Annotated in this window: 25 protein-coding genes, 1 tRNA gene and 1 pseudogene; 13 read left to right on the top strand and 14 right to left on the bottom strand. The window is 58.3% G+C overall.

Translation table 11 applies throughout. The features are described from left to right. Nucleotides 1-26: 26 nt before the first annotated feature. From rpmI to Q1W70_RS00505, 7 genes are all read left to right on the top strand, one after another. Nucleotides 27-221 (top strand): 50S ribosomal protein L35, encoded by a 195-nt coding sequence (rpmI, locus tag Q1W70_RS00535; RefSeq protein ID WP_002553160.1) that lies wholly within the window; start codon nt 27-29, stop codon nt 219-221. 28 nt (nt 222-249) lie between these two features. Next, a complete protein-coding gene (gene rplT / locus Q1W70_RS00530; protein ID WP_007905879.1) occupies nt 250-606 on the top strand; it encodes a 50S ribosomal protein L20 in 357 nt (118 codons plus the stop codon). A 109-nt stretch (nt 607-715) separates the two neighbouring features. Beyond that, entirely contained in the window at nt 716-1,732 is a 1,017-nt protein-coding gene (gene pheS, locus Q1W70_RS00525; protein WP_095143262.1) for a phenylalanine--tRNA ligase subunit alpha, read from the top strand. Nucleotides 1,733-1,758: 26 nt separating this feature from the next. Next, nucleotides 1,759-4,137: a phenylalanine--tRNA ligase subunit beta gene (gene pheT, locus Q1W70_RS00520; protein ID WP_166590582.1), complete on the top strand. Its 2,379-nt coding sequence runs from the start codon at nt 1,759-1,761 to the stop codon at nt 4,135-4,137. A gap of 3 nt (nt 4,138-4,140) precedes the next feature. Continuing rightward, nucleotides 4,141-4,443, top strand: coding sequence for an integration host factor subunit alpha (ihfA, locus tag Q1W70_RS00515; protein WP_002553164.1), 303 nt, complete (start codon nt 4,141-4,143; stop codon nt 4,441-4,443). Then, nucleotides 4,424-4,780 carry a MerR family transcriptional regulator gene (locus tag Q1W70_RS00510; protein ID WP_027620568.1) on the top strand — a complete coding sequence of 119 codons (357 nt, stop codon included), beginning with the start codon at nt 4,424-4,426 and terminating at the stop codon, nt 4,778-4,780. Before ihfA ends, Q1W70_RS00510 begins: the two co-directional genes overlap by 20 nt. An 89-nt stretch (nt 4,781-4,869) precedes the next feature. Beyond that, nucleotides 4,870-4,946 (top strand) — tRNA-Pro (locus tag Q1W70_RS00505). A 69-nt stretch (nt 4,947-5,015) separates the two neighbouring features. Here the strand turns inward: Q1W70_RS00505 and Q1W70_RS00500 are convergent. The 5 genes from Q1W70_RS00500 to Q1W70_RS00475 form a co-directional block, all read right to left on the bottom strand. Further along, nucleotides 5,016-6,194 (bottom strand): tyrosine-type recombinase/integrase, encoded by a 1,179-nt coding sequence (locus Q1W70_RS00500; protein ID WP_367186771.1) that lies wholly within the window; start codon nt 6,192-6,194, stop codon nt 5,016-5,018. Nucleotides 6,195-6,544: 350 nt separating this feature from the next. Beyond that, nucleotides 6,545-7,114, bottom strand: a complete 570-nt coding sequence (locus Q1W70_RS00490) for a hypothetical protein (protein WP_302098508.1) — start codon at nt 7,112-7,114, stop codon at nt 6,545-6,547. Nucleotides 7,115-7,129: 15 nt separating this feature from the next. After that, entirely contained in the window at nt 7,130-7,375 is a 246-nt protein-coding gene (locus Q1W70_RS00485) for a hypothetical protein (protein ID WP_302098507.1), read from the bottom strand. Further along, nucleotides 7,372-8,052 (bottom strand): hypothetical protein, encoded by a 681-nt coding sequence (locus Q1W70_RS00480; protein ID WP_182344184.1) that lies wholly within the window; start codon nt 8,050-8,052, stop codon nt 7,372-7,374. The genes Q1W70_RS00485 and Q1W70_RS00480 overlap by 4 nt, the downstream gene beginning before the upstream one ends. Then, nucleotides 8,052-8,390 carry a hypothetical protein gene (locus tag Q1W70_RS00475; RefSeq protein ID WP_302098506.1) on the bottom strand — a complete coding sequence of 113 codons (339 nt, stop codon included), beginning with the start codon at nt 8,388-8,390 and terminating at the stop codon, nt 8,052-8,054. Before Q1W70_RS00475 ends, Q1W70_RS00480 begins: the two co-directional genes overlap by 1 nt. A gap of 431 nt (nt 8,391-8,821) precedes the next feature. Here Q1W70_RS00475 and Q1W70_RS00470 point away from each other — a divergent pair, with 431 nt between their 5' ends. Continuing rightward, nucleotides 8,822-9,592: a DUF4145 domain-containing protein gene (locus Q1W70_RS00470; RefSeq protein ID WP_182344186.1), complete on the top strand. Its 771-nt coding sequence runs from the start codon at nt 8,822-8,824 to the stop codon at nt 9,590-9,592. A 66-nt stretch (nt 9,593-9,658) separates the two neighbouring features. On the opposite strand, the gene Q1W70_RS00465 is transcribed toward Q1W70_RS00470, so the two are convergent. From Q1W70_RS00465 to Q1W70_RS00425, 9 genes are all read right to left on the bottom strand, one after another. Further along, nucleotides 9,659-10,267: a 3'-5' exonuclease gene (locus Q1W70_RS00465; protein WP_302098505.1), complete on the bottom strand. Its 609-nt coding sequence runs from the start codon at nt 10,265-10,267 to the stop codon at nt 9,659-9,661. A gap of 66 nt (nt 10,268-10,333) precedes the next feature. Continuing rightward, nucleotides 10,334-11,413: a DNA translocase FtsK gene (locus tag Q1W70_RS27200; protein ID WP_436799873.1), complete on the bottom strand. Its 1,080-nt coding sequence runs from the start codon at nt 11,411-11,413 to the stop codon at nt 10,334-10,336. A 9-nt stretch (nt 11,414-11,422) separates the two neighbouring features. Beyond that, a complete protein-coding gene (locus Q1W70_RS00455; protein WP_302098504.1) occupies nt 11,423-11,623 on the bottom strand; it encodes a hypothetical protein in 201 nt (66 codons plus the stop codon). A 1-nt stretch (nt 11,624) separates the two neighbouring features. After that, entirely contained in the window at nt 11,625-13,268 is a 1,644-nt protein-coding gene (locus tag Q1W70_RS00450) for a YqaJ viral recombinase family protein (RefSeq protein ID WP_302098503.1), read from the bottom strand. After that, nucleotides 13,255-14,157: a RecT family recombinase gene (locus tag Q1W70_RS00445; RefSeq protein WP_302098502.1), complete on the bottom strand. Its 903-nt coding sequence runs from the start codon at nt 14,155-14,157 to the stop codon at nt 13,255-13,257. The genes Q1W70_RS00450 and Q1W70_RS00445 overlap by 14 nt, the downstream gene beginning before the upstream one ends. Nucleotides 14,158-14,315: 158 nt before the next feature. Beyond that, nucleotides 14,316-14,450 carry a hypothetical protein gene (locus Q1W70_RS00440; RefSeq protein WP_302098501.1) on the bottom strand — a complete coding sequence of 45 codons (135 nt, stop codon included), beginning with the start codon at nt 14,448-14,450 and terminating at the stop codon, nt 14,316-14,318. Further along, entirely contained in the window at nt 14,447-14,680 is a 234-nt protein-coding gene (locus Q1W70_RS00435) for a hypothetical protein (protein ID WP_302098500.1), read from the bottom strand. The genes Q1W70_RS00440 and Q1W70_RS00435 overlap by 4 nt, the downstream gene beginning before the upstream one ends. After that, a complete protein-coding gene (locus tag Q1W70_RS00430; RefSeq protein WP_302098499.1) occupies nt 14,677-15,027 on the bottom strand; it encodes a hypothetical protein in 351 nt (116 codons plus the stop codon). Before Q1W70_RS00430 ends, Q1W70_RS00435 begins: the two co-directional genes overlap by 4 nt. A 451-nt stretch (nt 15,028-15,478) precedes the next feature. After that, complete coding sequence (locus Q1W70_RS00425; RefSeq protein WP_302098498.1) at nt 15,479-16,105, bottom strand: helix-turn-helix domain-containing protein; 627 nt, start codon at nt 16,103-16,105, stop codon at nt 15,479-15,481. Between the two features lie 38 nt (nt 16,106-16,143). Here Q1W70_RS00425 and Q1W70_RS00420 point away from each other — a divergent pair, with 38 nt between their 5' ends. The 5 genes and pseudogenes from Q1W70_RS00420 to Q1W70_RS00405 all read left to right on the top strand — a co-directional run bounded on the left by Q1W70_RS00420 (nt 16,144) and on the right by Q1W70_RS00405 (nt 18,540). Further along, nucleotides 16,144-16,362 carry a transcriptional regulator gene (locus Q1W70_RS00420; protein WP_150292424.1) on the top strand — a complete coding sequence of 73 codons (219 nt, stop codon included), beginning with the start codon at nt 16,144-16,146 and terminating at the stop codon, nt 16,360-16,362. A gap of 2 nt (nt 16,363-16,364) precedes the next feature. Beyond that, complete coding sequence (locus Q1W70_RS00415) at nt 16,365-16,673, top strand: CII family transcriptional regulator (protein ID WP_302098496.1); 309 nt, start codon at nt 16,365-16,367, stop codon at nt 16,671-16,673. 95 nt (nt 16,674-16,768) lie between these two features. Further along, a pseudogene (locus tag Q1W70_RS27130) lies at nt 16,769-17,341 on the top strand (hypothetical protein); the annotation flags it as partial. Between the two features lie 79 nt (nt 17,342-17,420). Beyond that, on the top strand, nt 17,421-18,179 hold the full coding sequence (locus Q1W70_RS00410; protein ID WP_302098495.1) for a hypothetical protein: 759 nt from the start codon (nt 17,421-17,423) through the stop codon (nt 18,177-18,179). Then, nucleotides 18,172-18,540: a DUF1064 domain-containing protein gene (locus tag Q1W70_RS00405; protein WP_302098494.1), complete on the top strand. Its 369-nt coding sequence runs from the start codon at nt 18,172-18,174 to the stop codon at nt 18,538-18,540. The genes Q1W70_RS00410 and Q1W70_RS00405 overlap by 8 nt, the downstream gene beginning before the upstream one ends. The last annotated feature ends 71 nt before the right edge of the window (nt 18,541-18,611 follow it).

Here is an 18,611-nt window from a genome sequence, read left to right as displayed (position 1 = left end):
ATCAACTGAATGCGGAGTATCCGAACATGCCAAAAATGAAAACGAAAAGTGGTGCTGCTAAGCGGTTTCTGAAAACTGCTAACGGTATCAAGCACAAGCACGCTTTCAAGAGCCACATCCTGACTAAAATGTCGACCAAGCGTAAGCGTCAACTGCGCGGTAGCAGCTTGCTGCATCCGTCTGACGTGGCAAAAGTCGAGCGCATGCTGCGCCTTCGTTAATTTTAGTCAAGAATAGAGGAAGTAACTCATGGCTCGTGTAAAGCGTGGCGTCATTGCCCGTAAACGTCACAAAAAAATTCTGAAACTTGCTAAAGGCTACTACGGCGCTCGCTCGCGCGTATTCCGTGTTGCCAAGCAAGCGGTAATCAAGGCAGGCCAATACGCCTACCGTGACCGTCGTCAGAAAAAACGTCAGTTCCGCGCTCTGTGGATCGCTCGTATCAACGCTGGTGCTCGTATCAACGGTCTGTCCTACAGCCGTTTCATCGCCGGCCTGAAAAAAGCGTCCATCGAGATCGACCGTAAGGTTCTGGCTGATCTGGCAGTGAACGAAAAAGCGGCGTTTGCTGCGATTGTCGAGAAAGCTAAAGCCACCTTGGCTTAAGTACCCCCGACAGTCACCCGGCCTCACCTCTGTGGGGCCAGGTGTTAAACGTCATAAATAGGGGAAGAGCCTTCAAGCTCTTCCCCTATTTTGTATCTGGAGTCTGTACATGGAAAACCTGGATGCGCTGGTCTCTCAAGCACTAGAGGCTGTGCAAAGCGCTGAAGATATCAATGCCCTGGAGCAAATCCGGGTTCACTACCTTGGTAAAAAGGGCGAATTGACTCAGGTGATGAAGACCCTGGGGAATTTGCCAGCAGAAGAGCGTCCGCAAGTCGGCGCCCTGATCAACGTTGCCAAGGAGCGTGTCACAGAGGTTCTCAATGCGCGCAAGGCGCTGTTTGAAGCCGCCGACCTGGCTGCCAAACTGTCCGCCGAGTCCATTGACGTGACCCTGCCTGGTCGCGGCCAGACCTCGGGCGGTCTGCACCCGGTTACCCGGACTCTGGAACGTATCGAACAGTTCTTCACCCATATCGGCTACGGCATTGCCGAAGGCCCTGAGGTCGAAGACGATTATCACAACTTCGAGGCGCTCAACATCCCAGGCCACCACCCGGCCCGGTCGATGCACGACACCTTCTATTTCAACGCCAACATGCTGTTGCGCACCCATACCTCGCCGGTACAGGTCCGCACCATGGAGTCGAAACAGCCGCCGATCCGCATCGTCTGCCCAGGCCGTGTGTACCGTAGCGACTCGGATATCACCCACTCGCCGATGTTCCACCAGGTCGAAGGCCTGCTGGTCGATCGCGATATCAACTTCGCCGACCTCAAAGGCACCATCGAAGAGTTCCTGCGGGTGTTCTTCGAAAAAGAACTGGCCGTGCGTTTCCGTCCTTCGTACTTCCCGTTCACCGAGCCATCCGCTGAAGTCGACATGGAATGCGTGATGTGCAGCGGTAAAGGCTGCCGCGTCTGCAAGCAGACCGGCTGGCTGGAAGTGATGGGCTGCGGCATGGTGCACCCGAACGTGCTGCGGATGTCCGGCATTGATCCGGAAGAGTTCTCCGGCTTTGCCTTCGGCATGGGTGTGGAGCGTCTGGCCATGCTGCGTTACGGCGTGAACGACTTGCGTCTGTTCTTCGACAACGACTTGCGGTTCCTCGCGCAATTTCGCTAGTCGTAACGAATTTTTAGGAGAGCAGGATGAAATTCAGTGAACAATGGCTGCGCGGCTGGGTAAGCCCGCAGGTAAGTCGCGACGAGCTGGTTGCCCGTCTGTCGATGGCCGGTCTTGAGGTCGATAGCGTTACCCCGGCCGCCGGTGTGTTTAATGGCGTCGTGGTGGGCGAGGTGCTGAGCACCGAGCAGCACCCGGATGCTGACAAGCTGCGCGTGTGCCAGGTCAGCAATGGTGCCGAAACCTTCCAGGTCGTGTGCGGAGCGCCAAACGTGCGCCCGGGCCTGAAGATTCCATTCGCCATGATCGGCGCCGAACTGCCAGGCGACTTCAAAATCAAGAAAGCCAAGCTGCGTGGCGTCGAGTCCAACGGCATGTTGTGCTCGCAAGCCGAACTGCAGGTGGGTGAGGGCAATGACGGCCTGATGGAGCTGCCGGCTGATGCGCCGGTGGGCGAAGACTTCCGCGTCTACCTGGGCCTGGAAGACGCCAGCATCGAGGTCGACCTGACCCCGAACCGCGGCGACTGTCTGTCCCTGGCTGGCCTGGCCCGTGAAGTGGGTGCGCTGTACGCCGCTCCCGTCACTCGTCCGGTGGTGGCTGCCGTGCCTGCCGCGCATGACGAAGTGCGCTCGGTAGAAGTGCTGGCCCCTGCCGCCTGCCCACGTTACCTGGGCCGGGTAATCCGCAACGTCGACCTGTCCAAGCCGACACCGCTGTGGATGGTCGAGCGTCTGCGCCGCGCCGATGTACGCAGCATCGATGCTGCCGTCGACATCACCAACTACGTGATGCTCGAGCTGGGCCAACCGCTGCACGCCTTCGACCTTGCCGAAATCAACGGCGGCATCCGCGTGCGCATGGCTGAAGAAGGCGAAAAGCTGGTCCTGCTCGACGGTCAGGAAGTCAGCCTGCGCGCCGACACCCTGGTCATCGCCGACCATACCCGTGCCCTGGCGATCGCCGGCGTCATGGGTGGCGAGCACAGTGGCGTATCCGCCACGACGCGCGACATTTTCCTGGAAAGCGCGTTCTTCGACCAAATCGCAGTCGCTGGCAAGGCTCGTTCCTACGGTCTGCACACCGACGCCTCGCACCGCTACGAGCGTGGAGTGGACTGGCAACTGGCCCGTGAAGCCATGGAGCGCGCCACTGGCCTGCTGCTGGACATCACTGGCGGCGAAGCTGGCCCGATCATCGAGACCGTCAACGCGCAGTACCTGCCGTCGATCGCGCCAATCACCCTGCGTGCCCAGCGCATCACCCAGATGTTGGGCATGGAAATGGACCCTGTCCAGGTCGAGCGTTTGCTCAGCGCCTTGGGCCTGACCATCTCGGCGGACGGGGCAGGGCAGTGGCGCGTTGAAGTGCCAAGCCATCGCTTTGATATCAGCCTGGAAGTCGACCTGATCGAGGAACTGGCCCGCCTGTACGGTTACAACCGTCTGCCGGTCCGTTACCCGCAAGCGCGCCTGGCACCACAAGCCAAGGCCGAAGCCCGCAGCGACCTGCCTGAATTGCGTCGTCTGCTGGTAGCCCGTGGCTACCAGGAAGCGATCACCTACAGCTTCATCGACCCGAAACAGTTCGAACTGTTCAATCCGGGCGTTGAACCGCTGCTGCTGGCCAACCCGATTTCCAACGACATGGCGGCCATGCGCTCCTCCTTGTGGCCTGGTCTGGTCAAGGCCTTGCAGCACAACCTGAACCGTCAGCAGGATCGCGTGCGTCTGTTCGAAAGCGGCCTGCGTTTTGTCGGGCAGCTTGAAGGCCTCAAGCAAGAGCCGATGCTCGCCGGTGTGGTCTGCGGCAGCCGTCTGCCCGAAGGCTGGGCGCAGGGCCGCGACGTGGTGGATTTCTTCGACGTCAAAGCTGACGTGGAAGCGGTGCTGGGCTTCGCCGGTGCACTGGGTTCGTTCACCTTCTCCCCAGGCAGCCACCCGGCATTGCACCCGGGTCAAACCGCGCGCATCGAGCGTGAAGGTCGCGAAGTCGGTTTCATCGGCGCACTGCACCCCGAACTGACAAAAACCCTCGGTCTTGACCGTCCGGTATTCGTCTTTGAGCTGGTATTGGGCGAAGTGGCCTTGGGCAAAATGCCTAAATTCCACGAGTTATCGCGCTTTCCTGAAGTGCGGCGTGACCTCGCGTTGCTGGCCGATGCAGGCGTTGCCGCCAGTGCTGTCATGGATGTAATCCGTGAAAATGCAGGCGAATGGCTGACAGACCTCAGGCTCTTTGACGTTTATCAGGGTAAAGGCATTGATCCTCATAGAAAAAGCCTTGCAGTTGGCTTGACCTGGCAGCATCCATCGCGCACTCTTAATGACGATGAGGTGAATACCACGACGCAAAACATCCTCACCTCGCTCGAACAAAGGTTGAACGCCACGTTAAGGAAGTGACGTATGGGGGCTCTGACGAAAGCTGAAATGGCGGAACGTCTGTATGAAGAGCTGGGCCTGAACAAACGGGAGGCCAAGGAATTGGTCGAACTGTTTTTTGAAGAAATCAGGCACGCTCTTGAAGACAACGAACAGGTGAAGTTGTCCGGTTTTGGCAACTTCGACCTTCGGGACAAACGCCAGCGGCCTGGCCGCAATCCGAAAACGGGAGAAGAAATCCCGATCACGGCTCGCCGTGTGGTCACCTTTCGTCCAGGGCAGAAGTTGAAGGCCCGAGTTGAGGCTTATGCTGGAACCAAGTCATAACGACGAGCTTCCCGTCATCCCAGGCAAACGCTACTTCACCATTGGTGAAGTTAGCGAGCTGTGTGCGGTAAAGCCGCACGTACTGCGCTATTGGGAGCAGGAGTTTCCTCAACTCAACCCCGTCAAACGCCGCGGAAACCGCCGGTATTATCAGCGACAAGACGTGCTGATGATCCGGCAGATCCGCGCGTTGCTTTACGATCAGGGGTTCACCATCGGCGGCGCACGCTTGCGTTTGTCCGGCGATGAAGCCAAAGACGATACCACCCAGTACAAACAGATGATCCGCCAGATGATCTCCGAGCTCGAAGATGTGCTGGTGGTCCTCAAGAAGTAAATTTCTACTTTTAAATACTTCCAGTTTTCAGAAGCTTGCGATATATTCTTGAGCGTTCGTCGAGAACAGCAACAGGTAACACGCCTAGTCGGGGCGTAGCGCAGTCCGGTAGCGCACTAGCATGGGGTGCTAGGGGTCGAGTGTTCGAATCACTCCGTCCCGACCATATATTTCAATGACTTAGCCCAACTTTCGCGAGTTGGGCTTTTTCATGCGTAGGGACTTTTGCGGGGGTTCATCCCGTTTTCCTCCTGAGTATGGTCAATGCCGGTCCTCGCGAATCGGTCGTCGACGCTTTGTTTGCCGCTTCGATCAGTTGCCCCAGCTCTGCGGTAGAATAGTGGCTCGTAATGCTACCGTTCTTGTGTCCAAGCAATGCCTTTCGATCTTCCAGTGTCACGCCTGCTGCACGTAGCCTTCTGCCAAAGGTGTGCTTCAGGTCGTGAACCCGGATCGATACGAACCCAGGCAGCGCCGGCCGGAGGTACTTCTCCTGCCACATCTTCCCGGCACGTGCCCGGGCCTTCTTCCAAGCCGAATCATTCATCCTGTGCATTGCCGTGTCGTCATAAGGAAATACCCATTCCTTGCTCTGGCCACGCTGTTTGTCGATGACCGACTTCGCAACGCCGTTCAGCACCACCAGGCGATCCTCGCCATTCTTTACGCCCGACGAAGCATTCCTGCCGCCAAAGCTGGCCGGTATCAGGAAAACGCTGGTTTCAAGCTCTGGCACGTAAATCTCCCAATCCCAGCGCAACTTGCAGACTTCCTGTTCCCGGCAGCCGGTGTTCACCTTGAACAGAGCCATCCGCTGCAGGTGGGCCGGCAACTCAGCGAACAGCACCGACTGCTCTTCCCATGAAAGCGGGTAGGGCTTCCGGCTGCTGACCTTTTCGTCGAGCATCCGGATCATCGGCACCGACTCCAGCCACGGTCTTTTCTCCGCGTCCCGCCATTTCCTGTGGCAAAGGTTCAGGATCCGGACGACTCGTTGCAGGGCAATGTTCACCGTCCTGTTCGCAACCCCCTGCTTCACCTTCCCTGTTGCGGTTTTGCCAGGCGTCTGCCGGTCCTTGATGAACTCAGCCAGGGTGCCGTCATCGATGTGCGTTATGGGCAGATCACCGATGTACGGGTCGAGCTGTTCAATGTGCAGCGCGGAGAGGGCAATTGACGGTTGGTCCTTGAACTCGACCAGGAACCGGGTGGCGGCTTCACGCCAGGTTCGCACCTGGCGCACGCCATAAACCTTTTCCTGCCTGAGCTTTTCGAGCCGGTGAATCAGGTACTGCTCCGCTTCTTCCCTCTCGCTTGTTCCAGTGCTTTCTTGAAGTCGGCTACCTCTGACGACTTTGTCGATGTGCCAAATCCCATTCCTCTCGTAGAGGCCGGACATTGTTTTTCGCGCCATTTATTGACTCCTTGGCGCCCACTGCGGGGCGGATTGTTGTCCTCATTGCTCGCTTTTTCAATCGCGACGGCCTGAATGCACGCATCTGCCCAGGCGTCTAGCTCTTGCCGGTCGAACGCAACACCCTGTTTACCTATGCGAATTTCGGTTAGGTGGGGTCGAACGCTTTCTTTGAACTCCTTGCGGCACATGCCGAGATAAGCGGGAGCTTTCATCGCGCGGATGAAGCGTGGCGGGGTCTCTACGACCGCCGCCGCTCTTGTGTTGGCCATAGGGATACCTCGCCATGCCGTTGCCGGCCGGGTTGATTGAATGGGGAAAGGGTTGCGGGTAGTGGTGCTGGCGGGGCTTTAACTGTCCGGAGATTCAGGTGCGCAAGTCGCGCACCCAAACATCGAGTCGCCCAGGCAGTTGGGGCACTTGGGTTTGGGAGACGTCAACCGAATCTCGCCAGGCGCAAGCGTTGGATCCTCGACGATCTTGAAGCCCAAGATCGATTCAGCCCGGCGCCGGGCCTTGTTGCCATTGCCAGGGCTGAAATCTGGGATGTCGCAGTCGCAGCGAGTGGTGCAGGACTGAGGGAATTGGCAGGCCTCAGCGGCTGGCCTGAGGATCGCTAGCGACCTGCCGTACTCGGGGAAGTCGCTCAGCATCTTCTGGACGCCGTCGCAGTCGCCACCCAGCGCAGTGATCCGATCATATCCAGCGCTCACAAGGCTGGCATAGCCGGAGGTCATTGCGGATAGCAGCTGCTCCAGATCGTCGGCGCGCTGGTCTGCCGTGTTCAGGCGCAGCTGCAGGGCGTCACGCTCGGCGGTGAGGCGGTCGAAATCAGCTGACAGGACGACAGCAAGACGGCCCAGGGATGTGCCCTCAACCAAGCCTGTTTCGGTCACGTGGTAATACTTCACCTTGTTCATCACTGATGCTCCTGGTTAAAACCGAAATGATTGATGGATGAGCTGGGCCCCGGCCTGCTGCACAAGGGCGGCATCACTTTGCTGCTCGCAGCTGAAGTAGGTGCGCTGGCGGTTCGCCTCGGTGAGCGCGTCCGTCAGCGCCGGCACCAGGGCAGTGCATTGCGCGTAACCGTCTGGCTTGGCCCAGCCCTGAACCGGGATGGCACGGCACTCCACGTGGGAGGCGTCGGCGCACAGGTACAGCATGAGAAGGACCTTCATGGCGTCATCCGCTTGAACTCGACGACCCAGACCCAGGGGTTTACATCAAAGCTGCCCTGGCCGTTTGTTTTGTCCCACCAGGCTTGGAAACCGTACATTTCAGGGATCATCCGGAGCGGCGCGCCTGCCGATTGCAAGTGCTCGATCCGTGAGAATTCCTTGCCGGCCACGCTGTCGCAGTCCTCAAGCATGTCGCCGAGCTCGTCCAGAAGGTCCAGATCAGCAGAGTCGCGCAGGCGCTCGACTCGAACGTCAGTTATTTCCAGCAGGATTCGGCTGGCGTCGCGGCGCATGTGGATGTTCGGCTTCCATCCTGTGAAAACGCCGTCCTCAATCTCAGGCGTCTCCCCGTCAGCGCGGTATTTCCATTCGATATGCCAATACTCGGTGGGGCACCCAGGCATTTCAGGATGATCGCAGTACTCGTAGACCTCGCCGAAAGGCTCGCGAATCCAAAGCCTGTCCCCTGGTTGCCCGTAAGGACAACCGTGATTCTGGCTGCCTATTGATGCGCCCTGGATGTAGAGGGGGTTTGACCAGAAGTGGCTGCCGCCATTCTCAACGAGCTTTGGCGGGCGGCATGGCTGATTCTTCATTGGACGCCGGACAGTGGTCTTCTGGCCCGTCAGTACTCCACGCACCATCGGCACGCTGAACAAAATCGGACGTTCCTTCATCACGCCCCCTTCAACACATCGATGACGATCTTGATCCCGCTGGCCACGCTGTCTGGCTGCTGCAGGGCGTACCTGGTCACGTCGGCAATGGCCTTGTCTCTGATCGGTTGCCGGCGTACCGATGCGCCGAGCGCGCGCACAAACTCCAGGGTGTACCGCTTTCCCTCCAGCTCCATGACTCGGTTGATGGGGCCGGTGATTACCAGGTAGGGCAGCGGCTCGTTAGAGGTGATTGGAGGAACCTCGACCGGCTTGGGCCGACCGGCCTTCATGGCCATGTCGCGGGACATCTGCTGGAACTGGGCGCGCTCCAGCGCTTTCAGGGCAATGCTGTTCATGGTTACCTCGGCGGGAGTCGGAAAGTTTTTCCGGAAAAGGGCAATTTGTTTCTGGTTCGGCGACGAGGCGCCGGCTGGCGCGATTCGTTGGAGTGCGGGGGTGTTGATGTTCGGAGCTGTATGAATCCGGAAAGGAAAAATATGAGCGAGTTAGATCTGAATGGGCCTCGGGGTTACTTCAAGGACTGGCCCATGCTCCGAGCGAGTTCACTTTTGCTTCGTCGGCTATGCGGTTGGTGTCGTTCGAATGGCTGAAGGGGGGCGCAGAAAACAGGCGTTTATTCATTGTTTTGAACGCGCCGCGCAAACAGGCACAGAAACGAATCATGCGATTGGTATGAATTAAAGCGCACCGCTTTGGATTCTTTTGGCCTAGGACGGCAACGCAGATATGATCGGGTCTTAAATGCCGACAACCCAAGGAGAACGGGATGAATAAAGAAATTCTGAGCGGAGCTTTTGTTAAGGAAAAAATATTTGAATACAGGTGCCCGCACTGCCATTCCGGGTTGCTTCGTTTGGATGGTGATTTTAGATCAGAGGAGACGCAGGCATCTCAAACTGAGCACCAGGAGGACGGGTGGGAGCCTGAGATGATCAGATTGATGTTCAATCTGACTCTCAAATGTACAACATGCCAAGAGCTTGTTTTTGTTGTGGGGAATGGATTCGTAGAGGAGGAAGTCGGTGTCGATGACACCGGTGAATGGTATCGCGACTATGTTGAATACTTCACGCCAACTTTTTTCCATCCAGCGTTACAGCTTATTGACTACCCCGCGCGCGCTCCATCGGAGGTTACCTCCCCCCTTAACGTTGCTGGTGCTTTGTTTTTTTCGAGCCCAGCATCCTGCTGCAACAATGTCAGAATCGCCGCTGAGCAGATATTGAGCCAACTTGGCATTCCCGAGAAGGACGGTGATTCGTTCATTTCTTTTGGAAACCGTATCAAACAGCTGCCGGAGGATCAGAAATCGATTAAAGAGCTATTCAGTGCGCTTCGCTGGCTAGGGAATCACGGAAGTCATCCGGGAAATGAGATAGAAGTCGATGATGCTCTGCATGCGTTAGAGATTACTGAGTTTCTCCTTGAGGAGGTTTATGGCGAACGCAGGGAGGCGCTGGCGAAGCTTGCGGAAGCCATAAATGATCGTAAAGGTCCACTAGGTCGATTGCATAAGGTGATTTTGAAACAGTATTAGAAGATTGTTTACGTTTTCCTTTTCCCCCCCCGACGCCAGCGAAAGCCGGCGTTTTAAAGAGATAATTCAAGCCGCCTGAGCAGGCGGGTTCATGGCGAAGTAGATGCGGGCGCAGCCTTCTGCATCAGCGCGCGCGCGGTGACCACCGACCAACTCTTCACCGGTGAAGTGCAGTAGCGCCTCGGCCACGGTCGGGACCTTGAACTGCTTGCCGAAGCCGGCGCGGATCATCTTCTCGGTGGGCGGGCATTTGACGATATTCTTGCTCGACTGGCAGGTGCAGTAGCCGGGCGTGGTCTTGAAGGCGTCGGCTGCCTCTTTGCCGCGATAGCGCGATAGCGCGATGCGCATGATCCGGTCATCGAACTGGATGTTGTGTGCGATGCGCAGGCCTGCGCGTTCGTGGATGGCCATGAAACCGTCCAGCGCTTCGGCCTCGGAGATACCCATGTCCATGGCCATTTCGGTGGTGATGCCGTGGATCACCGCCACTTCGTTGGGGATCACCCAGCCGTCAGGGCGCACCATCGCTTCGAAGGAATCGACCAAGGTGCCGTCAGACGCGTAGGCCAGGATGCACAGGTCCACCAGGTGGGGCTGGCGTGGGTCGTCACTCGGCTCTTTGAACAGCGGCAGGCCGGTGGTTTCAGTGTCGTATGGGGTGAGCAGGTTCATAGGGGCACTTTCCTTTAGGCGAAAAGAAGGCGCCCGTAGGCGCCTGTGGTATTACGGTGAGTGGGGTCAGACGACGTCTGCCAGGGTGGCGATGACCTTGAAACTGTGATCCAGTGCGCTCGCTCCCTCGGTTTCGAGCTGAATCACTTCGTTGTCGAGCAGGCGCAGCAGCAGTGTGGCGGCCTGGTCGCTGTCGATGGCCAGGCGGCTTTGCACCCAGTGACCTTTGAACGGCTTGGTCCCAGCTTTGACAACGATCAGTTGGGCAGCGTCTTCGTAGCTGAACTCACCGAACTCTTTGCCCTCGGCCAATTCCGGCGCCGGGCGCTGAGTGCTGGTTGCGGTGCGTTCGGCCAGTTCCTCGGCGGTACCGAGTGGGTGGTCCTGGCCATCTGGTTCATCTGGCCCGGTTGTGGTTGTCAGCACCGGGCGCAGCACCTCACGTGCACCGTTGGAGTTCATCGCTGAGACGATTCCGGCCTGTTCCATGCCTTCAAGCATCCGGGCGGCGCGGTTGTAGCCGATCTTAAGCTTGCGTTGAATCGCCGAAATACTGGGGCGGCGGGATTCGATGACGAACAGCACGGCTTCGCTATACAGCGGTTCCTCTCCTTCTGGGACGTTGTCGTCATAACTTTCGGGATCGTCAGCGCCGGTTCCGCCGGCATCAAACAGGCTGCCGGTCACTTCACTGACATGCAGCGGCATTTCGCGCTGATCCCGATCTGGCTGGATGAAGTCAATCCCTTCGCTGTAGTCATCCGGCGCCATCACCAGCAGGCAAAGGTGGCCGGCGCTGTCGATCAAGTCATGCCGGTTCGGGTTCTTGGCGTCGACGATCGAGGTCAAGGTCAGCTGCTTGGAGTTGAACTTGACCTCTTTCATGGTCAGTTCAATTGTGGTGGCGCCGCGCGAAGCGATGATGCCGATGGCGTTGTGTGCGGCTTTTTCAGCAGCTTCGGTCAGGCGCTCGATCACTTCCTGCTGCTGGCCCTCATTCAGCTTGCCGTAGGGCGAGTGCAGGTTCTTCAGCTCAAACAGCCCAGCCTCAACCAGGTCATGCACCAGCAGTTCGTGCGCGATGTACGACGGAGGCATACCCGCCAGCTTGGCGCGTTCAATGATTGCCTTGTGTTCCATGTTCATGGGTGACCCTCAGTTCTTGGCGATGCGCTCAAGCTTCGATTGTTGAGCGGGGCTCAGGTTGGTGTGGGCGCCGTAGCGCTTGAAGCTGGCGCGGATGTTCTCGACGAATTCCAGTTCCCAGCCCCCGCTGGCATGTAGCTCAGCGGAGGCGAGGATTCCGGCGAACTCCTCGACACTGTCGTAGATGTCGAGGATGGACTGTGCGGCCATGTCAGGCCGCAGCCAGGTTGTGCTGCACGGATTGGATGTGCTGGACCAGCGCGCCGCAGATGCGAGGGAAGTCGCTTTCGCGATACAGCGATGCGCCGCGCTCGCGCGCCACGACCTCAAAGCCCAAAGAGCGCAGGAAGTCTGCCGACACGGTGAAGCCCAGGCGGTCGCTCAAGTCGCCCAGTTTGAAGCGTCGGCCATCGTCTGCTTGGGTTTGGGTGATCGGCGCAACAGCTGCAGTCGTGGTGACTGGCGCAGGCTCGACCGCTTTTGGCTGAGGCTCAGCGACCTGAGCGGGTTCTGCTTGCTGCTGAACCGCCGCCTGTTGCGCTGCTTGCTGGCGCTGCTGCTCGAGCTCGCGCTTCTTCTGCTCTGCCAGCTCATGCTCATTGATGCGAACCTTGACCAGCGCAACCAGGTCATCGTTGGCTTTCTGCACCAGGTCCTGCGCATCGTGGAACAGGAATTTATGGTCCGCCGCCAGTTCGTTGAGGCTATTCAGGTTCAGCCGGATCAGGTCAGCAATGCGGCTGGCCTCGATCTTGGCGCGGGCCAGTTCGCTGTCGGCGGCTTCTTTCAGGCTGGCAATGGTGCGTTTGCCCTTGATGACGCCGGCGAAGTCCGCCACCACCTTCGGCATGCGGATGCGGCCGTTAAACGTCCCGTTTATCTGGTCGATGTGCACCTGTAAGGCCTTGGCCGCATCGATCACGATGTCATTGCGAATGGTGTCCTTGCGCGCCTTGACCAGCTTTTCCAGTTCCAGGCGTTTGCGGCGAGCCTCGGCGGCAATGTCGTCGATGGCCTTAAACAGCGCGTCAATGCTTTCGGTCTGGCTCAGCGCGTGCTCTTTGGCAGCCTTGAGGCGGTCCTCGACGTCACCGCACCACTTGACGGTGGTCTCGGCGTCGGCGAAGTCCTGGTCGGTGGCCAGCTCGGTGTTGATCCCGCCGAACACCGTCATGGCGTGAGACTTGAAGGCGCCCAGGTTGCTCTCGGTCACCATGCCGGTGACTTCGATGCGCAGCGCCGGCAGTTGATCCGGTGCGGCGCCGATGACCTCGGCTTTGACTTCCTTCACCTCGAAGTTGCCCAGGTCTTCTTCGAACTGGGCCCAGCCTGCAACCAGTTCCTCACGGCGCCCGGGTACCGGGCTGTACTCCAGGTGGGAGAACTTGTCTTTGGTGCCGTCCGAGCAAACGAAAATGACGCGTTCGGCGCCGCTCACTAACAGCTGCTGCTCGAGCTGCCAGAAGTAGTGCGGCTCCAGCTGGCCGGCGCGGATCTGTGCAACCACCTTCTCGTTCCACAGCTTGTGCTCGAACAGGACGTCGCCCAGCATCGTGGCGCCGTCCATGGAGGCGAGCAGATTGCCGCTGGTGCCGACGATGGGGTAGAGCTCTTCGCCAAGCATTTCCTCGACCAGGGGGCGCGCCATTTCCTCAGTGGCGTGGCCGCGATCGAATGCGGCCTGCTGCTGCGGAGTGACGTCCGGAACAATGCCGGTCTTCTTCATGGCCAGCAGATCGTTGCGGGACTGGAACTTCGAAGCACCCATCATCGCGGGTGCCTCAGAAGCGGTGAAGTAGCTGGAGCGAAGGGCGTGCCACTCGGGCGTGCCTTGCTGGACGTTATGCACTTGCATGGGTGGCTTCTCCTTCGATTGGAGCCAAGGCGTGGATGCGCTCGATTTGCTCCGGGGTGACCGTGTACTTACTGGACAGGTTCGCCAGCAGGTGCTCGGGGCTGGTGCGGCCGGCGGCAATCATTCCGCGCCACTTGTCCGCGTTTTCGTCGAGTTTGCTGTCCGGGTAGGGGGGTAACTCTTTCGGCTCGTCCGCGTTGCGCATCGGAGTTAGGTTGCGCATCGGCTGGCTGGTTTCTTCCAGTTCATCCGGGCTGTACACGCCCATGATTACGTCTGGACAGAACAGGCGGGACCAACGCTTGGTGGCCAGGTAGGCCAGTTGCTGGCGCGGATCATCAGCCCACAGCGTGCTGTTCCTGGTGCGGGCCTGAGCGAGCAGCAACTCAAGGACGCGCGGTTCTTCTTCGCCACGGAAGGTGGCCCAGACTTTGACGCCGAGACCCTCCTCGTCGGTCATCTTCCAGCCAGGGACGCGGTACTCGCCCTTGTCGCCATTCTTGATGGTGAATTTGCCGATGACCTTTTCCCAGTCGCCGTACCACTCGTAGTGCAGGCGATCCAGGGTCGGCGCGCGATTGGTGATGACTGCGTTAACGAGTTGGGCCTCATAGCCCAGCACGCCGTTCACTAGGTGCGTTTTCTGCGCCACGGCGAAGGGGTTCATCTCCCATTGCATCGATTGCATGACCACTGCGAGGCAGTCGGCCGGATTACCGTTGAAGTGCTTCGGCAACGTTGCGCGACCGGTAGCCATGATTTCAGCCAGACGCATCATCTTGTCGAGGCTGTCACCGTCCAGCACCAATGCGCTGGTGCTGGTCGCGGCATGGGGAAGGACGCGCATGGTTTGTTCGTGCGCCACCGGCGCCAAGCTTTGTTTGGACATAAGAGGTTCCTTGCCGCGGCGCGCGCAGCATTGAAGTGGTTGGAGTTATTGGGTGATGCGATCAGCGAGGGCGCCGAGCAGCATCATGAAAGCGAAGAAGAGGAGGACGGGGAGAGAGCCGCGCCAGATCAGCAGGCGGCGGGCTCGTTGGCGGGCGGTCATGGCATGCGCACTACGATCATTCCGCGTCGTATTTCAATGCGGGTGCGGGCTGGCAAGTCCGCGACCAGAAAAAAGCCCTGACTATTCAGGGCTTCGGCGAGTTCCTTGCAGGTTCTGGCGATGATGGTCATGGGCGCATTGCCTCCAATTTCTGCATCAGGTCTTGGTGCTGACGCTCGAGGATCCGGTCTTGCCGGGCCACGTAGTGCTGGTGTTCGCTGATGTCGATCGCTCCCAGCGCGTGGGCCATTTCGACGGCCATGCTGGTTTCAGCGTGCAGCTGCGCCGAGGTGTTCCCGGCCACCAACTGCTCGAACCGGGAATCGATCATGCCCACGGCAACGTCATGGGCGCGGTTCATGCTGCCCACCGTTGCCGGCGCTGCCGGGCGTCAATCTCAAACCACAGCGCCGTTTCAATTGGCTTGGCGTGCTCCAGTGACACAGCGCGCAGCTCGACGGGCCAGACATCCATGCGGATGCCGTCATCGTCGTAGGTGATTCCGGACAGCACTTTGAACTCCACTTCGCGGGTGCCTTGGCAATCCCAGTCGCTGTTCCAGCTGCCGGGGCTGGGCGGTGTGTTCTCGCAGTGGGTCACCTCCACCTGGAGGACGAACCCTTCAACAATCACTTCGTAAATCATGGTCGCCTCCAATTGGGCGGTAGTGCGGTTGTTTTCCCAATGCACCCGGTCGCCCAGGCGCATCAGTGAAAGGTTCCGTATTGCTGGCCGCTGTTACACGCCACCTGCGGACTGGGCGATGACTTGCTCGGGAGGCCTGAGGCCTCAACAGATCGCCACGCCATGTGGCTGCGATCTCTCCAGTCTTGGCGCTTTACGCTTCGCGCCTTGGGTGGAGGCCCCCCATCTGGTCCGTTGAGGCCGGACCATTGCTGCCGTGTTGCGGGCCGGTGGTGATCCGGCAGGGTGATGCGGTGGAGCTAAAGAGCGGTGGCTTTCGCCGGTTTTCGGCCAGTTGTGGCTGGTGTTGGCGGCAAATCTACAATCGTTTCTTGTTTCTCTGCAAGCGACATTTGTAATTATTTTCAATTCTTTGGCTCTGGTAATTTGTAATTTGGTTGTTTTTCGAGAAGGGATCAAAAAAAAGGCACAAAAAAGCCCGGAAACACCGGGCGTTTGGCAGGGCTTATCGGCTTTAGCTTTCTTGGTTTTCGATCTCGCGGCTACGTAACCGGTCAGCAACGGTATTGATCACCATGATTTCCTCTTTGGTGAGCACCTCTTCGGCGGCGCCTTTGGTGATCCAGAATAAAGCCGACAGCAGTTGTGGATTTTTGATTTTATCGAACCATGCAGCCTTTGCCATTTCATCCTTAAAAGACTCGATAACTTGGCGCTCCAGGTTTTCGAGCTGCTCCTCCATGATCAGGTAGTTAGCGACGCTCCTGGTGCGCTCCCTAAAGATTTCCTCAGTGGCACTGGTATTCCGGATCCTTTGCCTGACTTCCAAAGCAGCGGTAGTAATGCTTTCGGACATCTCTGCACTGCGCCCGGGGATCTCCCCGACCATAAGCCATTGCACGCTTTTTCCGAGAGCCTTAGCGAGGTTTTCGAGGCGGGCACCTTTGGGCCTGGCTTTACCAGACTCCCAGCTTTGAACGGCTTGTGGTGTCACAGATAAGAGGCGTGCGAGTTCGGACTGATTTAGGTTCAGTTCCTTCCTGGCGTTTGCAATTCGAGTGGCGATAGTAGTCATCGGCTGAAAATACCGGGACTCGCTACAATCATCATTGCAAATATTACTTGTAGAAATCTCTTTCAATTTGTAGTCTTCCTGCAAATTACGCGATTGAGGTTGTCATGAGTGATAACGCACCAACCCGAGCGGCAAAGGCCGCAGGGGGCCAGTCTTCACTGGCTCGAGCTTTGAATATCAAGCCCCAAGCCGTTCAGCATTGGTGCGCTACCGGGAAAATCCCGGCCGAGCGTGTACTGTCGGTCGAGGCTGCCTGTGGAATCTCAAGGCATGAACTGCGTCCGGATTTGTACCCGGATGCAGGCTCACAGTCGGCGGCCTGACCATGTCGACGAGCCCATTAAGCCAAGAGCAAACCGTAAGGGCCCGCAAGAACAACGCCGTTCTCATGCAGCGTCTTGCATCCGTCGGCAATGCACCGGTTGCGCTTGCAGTGGGTTGCGATGAAGCGACGATCAGCCGCATGAAGCCGGAGAAGTTCGAGCAGTTCGCGCAGATCCTTGCAGTGCTCGACCTCAAGATTGTTCCGACGCACATGCGTTGCTTCAACGAGCGCGACATCGAGGCAATCCTGTACCAGGCCAAGCGCTGGATGGAGCACATCCAGCACGTCGACCAGTTGGAAGAGGACTGACTGTGCCTTCCTTCCAGATCAATGACGCGGAGTGGAGTGCCCTGGCTGATGAGCCCGCGGACGTCTTCAAGCTTTACTGCGCCATACGCCGGTTTATGGACTACAGGACGGGCGTGTCTGGTGAAAGGCGAAGACTCAGCGAACAAATGTTTCGCGAAGAGTTGTATATTGCCCCCACGCGCGGCCGTCATGAGTCTGGATCCCCTACCAGGCAAAAGGTCAGATCGCTGGTTGATCGCCTGATCACCATTGGTGCAATAACCCCCATTGGACCCCTTGTTTATCAGCTGCCGAATGCGGATAGGGATAGTCCGTCCAAAACATCAGCAACCGATGAACAACCCGATCAGCAACCAGATCAACAACCACAAGAAGATTCTATAGAGCCCAATGAATATGGGGCTTTCGCGGATTCTGGCGACGGTTCAGCAACCGGATCAGAATCAGGCGAACCCCTGATCAGCAACCTACCTCCGATATCCGTTAATCCTATTAATTATTTAGAGCGCGGGACGTACTTCCCGATGCCGCTCGACGGCTGGGTTCCTGATCCCAAGACGTTCAAAGCCATCTGCTTCAAAAACAAAGTCCCGGTCAGCGCCGCCACCACTGAGGTGCTCGACGCCTTTTGCTCCTACTGGCACGTCAGGCCAGAGAAAGAGCAGACCCAGGCCCAGTGGGAATACCAACTGGTCGCCTACCTGAACACCCAAATCCAATACGCCAAAGCCAGCGGGAGCTCCGCCAATGGACACGCTCGACCTGAAAACAATGCCCAAGGCCAAGCCGGCCGTAGTTCCCAAACAAATCCAAGTCAGCGGAATGTCCGGAAAAGCGCAGGCTCAGTTCCAGACCAGGTCCGAGCAGCCATTGCTGAGCGAGAAGCCCGAGAAGCTGCCGCAGAAGCTGATGGACAGCCTGTGGATCAAGATGAGCGAGATGTACGGCCACCGCTGGACGTCGAATTTCGGCGTATCAGCTGATCCAGGCCATTCGTGGGCAACCGTTCTCAAAGGCTTGACCGGTCAGCAGATCGCCAACGGCCTGAACACGCTGGTCGAGAAGGGCGATGAGTTCGACTGGCCACCGCCTGCGAACGTTTTTCGCGCCATGTGCCTGCAAGTGCCAGGCCTGCCAAGCGAGGCCCAGGCCTGGGATGAAGCCCGGTCGGGGAAGTACAGCCACGCGGCCGTGCGCATCGCAGCAGAAGCCACCAGCACGTTCGACCTGCACGCAGCAAAGAACAACGACAAGGCCCTCCGCCAACGCTTCGAACGTAACTACGCCATCGTCACGCGCCGTGCACAGACCGGCCAGCCACTCGAAGGGCGGATTGCCCACGGCCTGGGCCACGACAGCACACGGCCACGCGAGCAGGTCCAGCTCGAGCACAGCCGCAAGCAGGCTGACGAACTGGTCGCCATCCTCGAAATCCCCAAAGACCCCAAATCCTGCCGCGCCATGCTGCTGGCCAAGCTCAACATCCGGAGGGATGACCATGCATAACCAGAGACGTGGCGGTATGAGCCGTTCGCTGCAAGCCCTTGGGCGCCTCAAAACCGGGGAAATGAACAAGACCGAAGCGGCCTACCAGGAGTACCTGAAAGATCGTCAGTTCGTTGGGCATATTGCCTGGTTCAAGTTCGAAGGGATCAAGCTGCGCCTCGCGGACAACACGTTCTACACGCCAGATTTCGCGGTAATGCTCGCCGACGGCGCAATGGAGTTGCATGAGGTCAAGGGCTTCTGGACTGACGATGCCCGGGTAAAAACAAAAGTCGCGGCGAGCCTGTACCCGTTCCAGATCGTTGCAGTCACTGCAAAGACCAAAAAGTCCGGTGGCGGATGGGCCTTTGAGAAGTTTTGAGGGGTGTTCACCGTGAACCCATATGCCGCCATAGCCTTCATTGCGTTCGTCGCTCTGGCAGTGCTTGGAAC

It is taken from the genome of Pseudomonas kielensis, assembly GCF_030505375.1.
Taxonomy (GTDB): domain Bacteria; phylum Pseudomonadota; class Gammaproteobacteria; order Pseudomonadales; family Pseudomonadaceae; genus Aquipseudomonas; species Aquipseudomonas kielensis.
The sequence above is the reverse complement of the archived record's forward strand: the minus strand, read 5'-3'. Positions and strand labels throughout refer to the sequence as shown.

Coding starts and splice junctions, on each gene's coding strand:
- rpmI (WP_002553160.1), top strand. CDS start 27: ATGCCAAAAATGAAAACGAAAAGTGGTGCTGCTAAGCGGTTTCTGAAA.
- rplT (WP_007905879.1), top strand. CDS start 250: ATGGCTCGTGTAAAGCGTGGCGTCATTGCCCGTAAACGTCACAAAAAA.
- pheS (WP_095143262.1), top strand. CDS start 716: ATGGAAAACCTGGATGCGCTGGTCTCTCAAGCACTAGAGGCTGTGCAA.
- pheT (WP_166590582.1), top strand. CDS start 1,759: ATGAAATTCAGTGAACAATGGCTGCGCGGCTGGGTAAGCCCGCAGGTA.
- ihfA (WP_002553164.1), top strand. CDS start 4,141: ATGGGGGCTCTGACGAAAGCTGAAATGGCGGAACGTCTGTATGAAGAG.
- Q1W70_RS00510 (WP_027620568.1), top strand. CDS start 4,424: ATGCTGGAACCAAGTCATAACGACGAGCTTCCCGTCATCCCAGGCAAA.
- Q1W70_RS00500 (WP_367186771.1), bottom strand. CDS start 6,194: ATGGCGCGAAAAACAATGTCCGGCCTCTACGAGAGGAATGGGATTTGG.
- Q1W70_RS00490 (WP_302098508.1), bottom strand. CDS start 7,114: ATGAACAAGGTGAAGTATTACCACGTGACCGAAACAGGCTTGGTTGAG.
- Q1W70_RS00485 (WP_302098507.1), bottom strand. CDS start 7,375: ATGAAGGTCCTTCTCATGCTGTACCTGTGCGCCGACGCCTCCCACGTG.
- Q1W70_RS00480 (WP_182344184.1), bottom strand. CDS start 8,052: ATGAAGGAACGTCCGATTTTGTTCAGCGTGCCGATGGTGCGTGGAGTA.
- Q1W70_RS00475 (WP_302098506.1), bottom strand. CDS start 8,390: ATGAACAGCATTGCCCTGAAAGCGCTGGAGCGCGCCCAGTTCCAGCAG.
- Q1W70_RS00470 (WP_182344186.1), top strand. CDS start 8,822: ATGAATAAAGAAATTCTGAGCGGAGCTTTTGTTAAGGAAAAAATATTT.
- Q1W70_RS00465 (WP_302098505.1), bottom strand. CDS start 10,267: ATGAACCTGCTCACCCCATACGACACTGAAACCACCGGCCTGCCGCTG.
- Q1W70_RS27200 (WP_436799873.1), bottom strand. CDS start 11,413: ATGAACATGGAACACAAGGCAATCATTGAACGCGCCAAGCTGGCGGGT.
- Q1W70_RS00455 (WP_302098504.1), bottom strand. CDS start 11,623: ATGGCCGCACAGTCCATCCTCGACATCTACGACAGTGTCGAGGAGTTC.
- Q1W70_RS00450 (WP_302098503.1), bottom strand. CDS start 13,268: ATGCAAGTGCATAACGTCCAGCAAGGCACGCCCGAGTGGCACGCCCTT.
- Q1W70_RS00445 (WP_302098502.1), bottom strand. CDS start 14,157: ATGTCCAAACAAAGCTTGGCGCCGGTGGCGCACGAACAAACCATGCGC.
- Q1W70_RS00440 (WP_302098501.1), bottom strand. CDS start 14,450: ATGACCATCATCGCCAGAACCTGCAAGGAACTCGCCGAAGCCCTGAAT.
- Q1W70_RS00435 (WP_302098500.1), bottom strand. CDS start 14,680: ATGAACCGCGCCCATGACGTTGCCGTGGGCATGATCGATTCCCGGTTC.
- Q1W70_RS00430 (WP_302098499.1), bottom strand. CDS start 15,027: ATGCGCCTGGGCGACCGGGTGCATTGGGAAAACAACCGCACTACCGCC.
- Q1W70_RS00420 (WP_150292424.1), top strand. CDS start 16,144: ATGAGTGATAACGCACCAACCCGAGCGGCAAAGGCCGCAGGGGGCCAG.
- Q1W70_RS00415 (WP_302098496.1), top strand. CDS start 16,365: ATGTCGACGAGCCCATTAAGCCAAGAGCAAACCGTAAGGGCCCGCAAG.
- Q1W70_RS00410 (WP_302098495.1), top strand. CDS start 17,421: ATGGACACGCTCGACCTGAAAACAATGCCCAAGGCCAAGCCGGCCGTA.
- Q1W70_RS00405 (WP_302098494.1), top strand. CDS start 18,172: ATGCATAACCAGAGACGTGGCGGTATGAGCCGTTCGCTGCAAGCCCTT.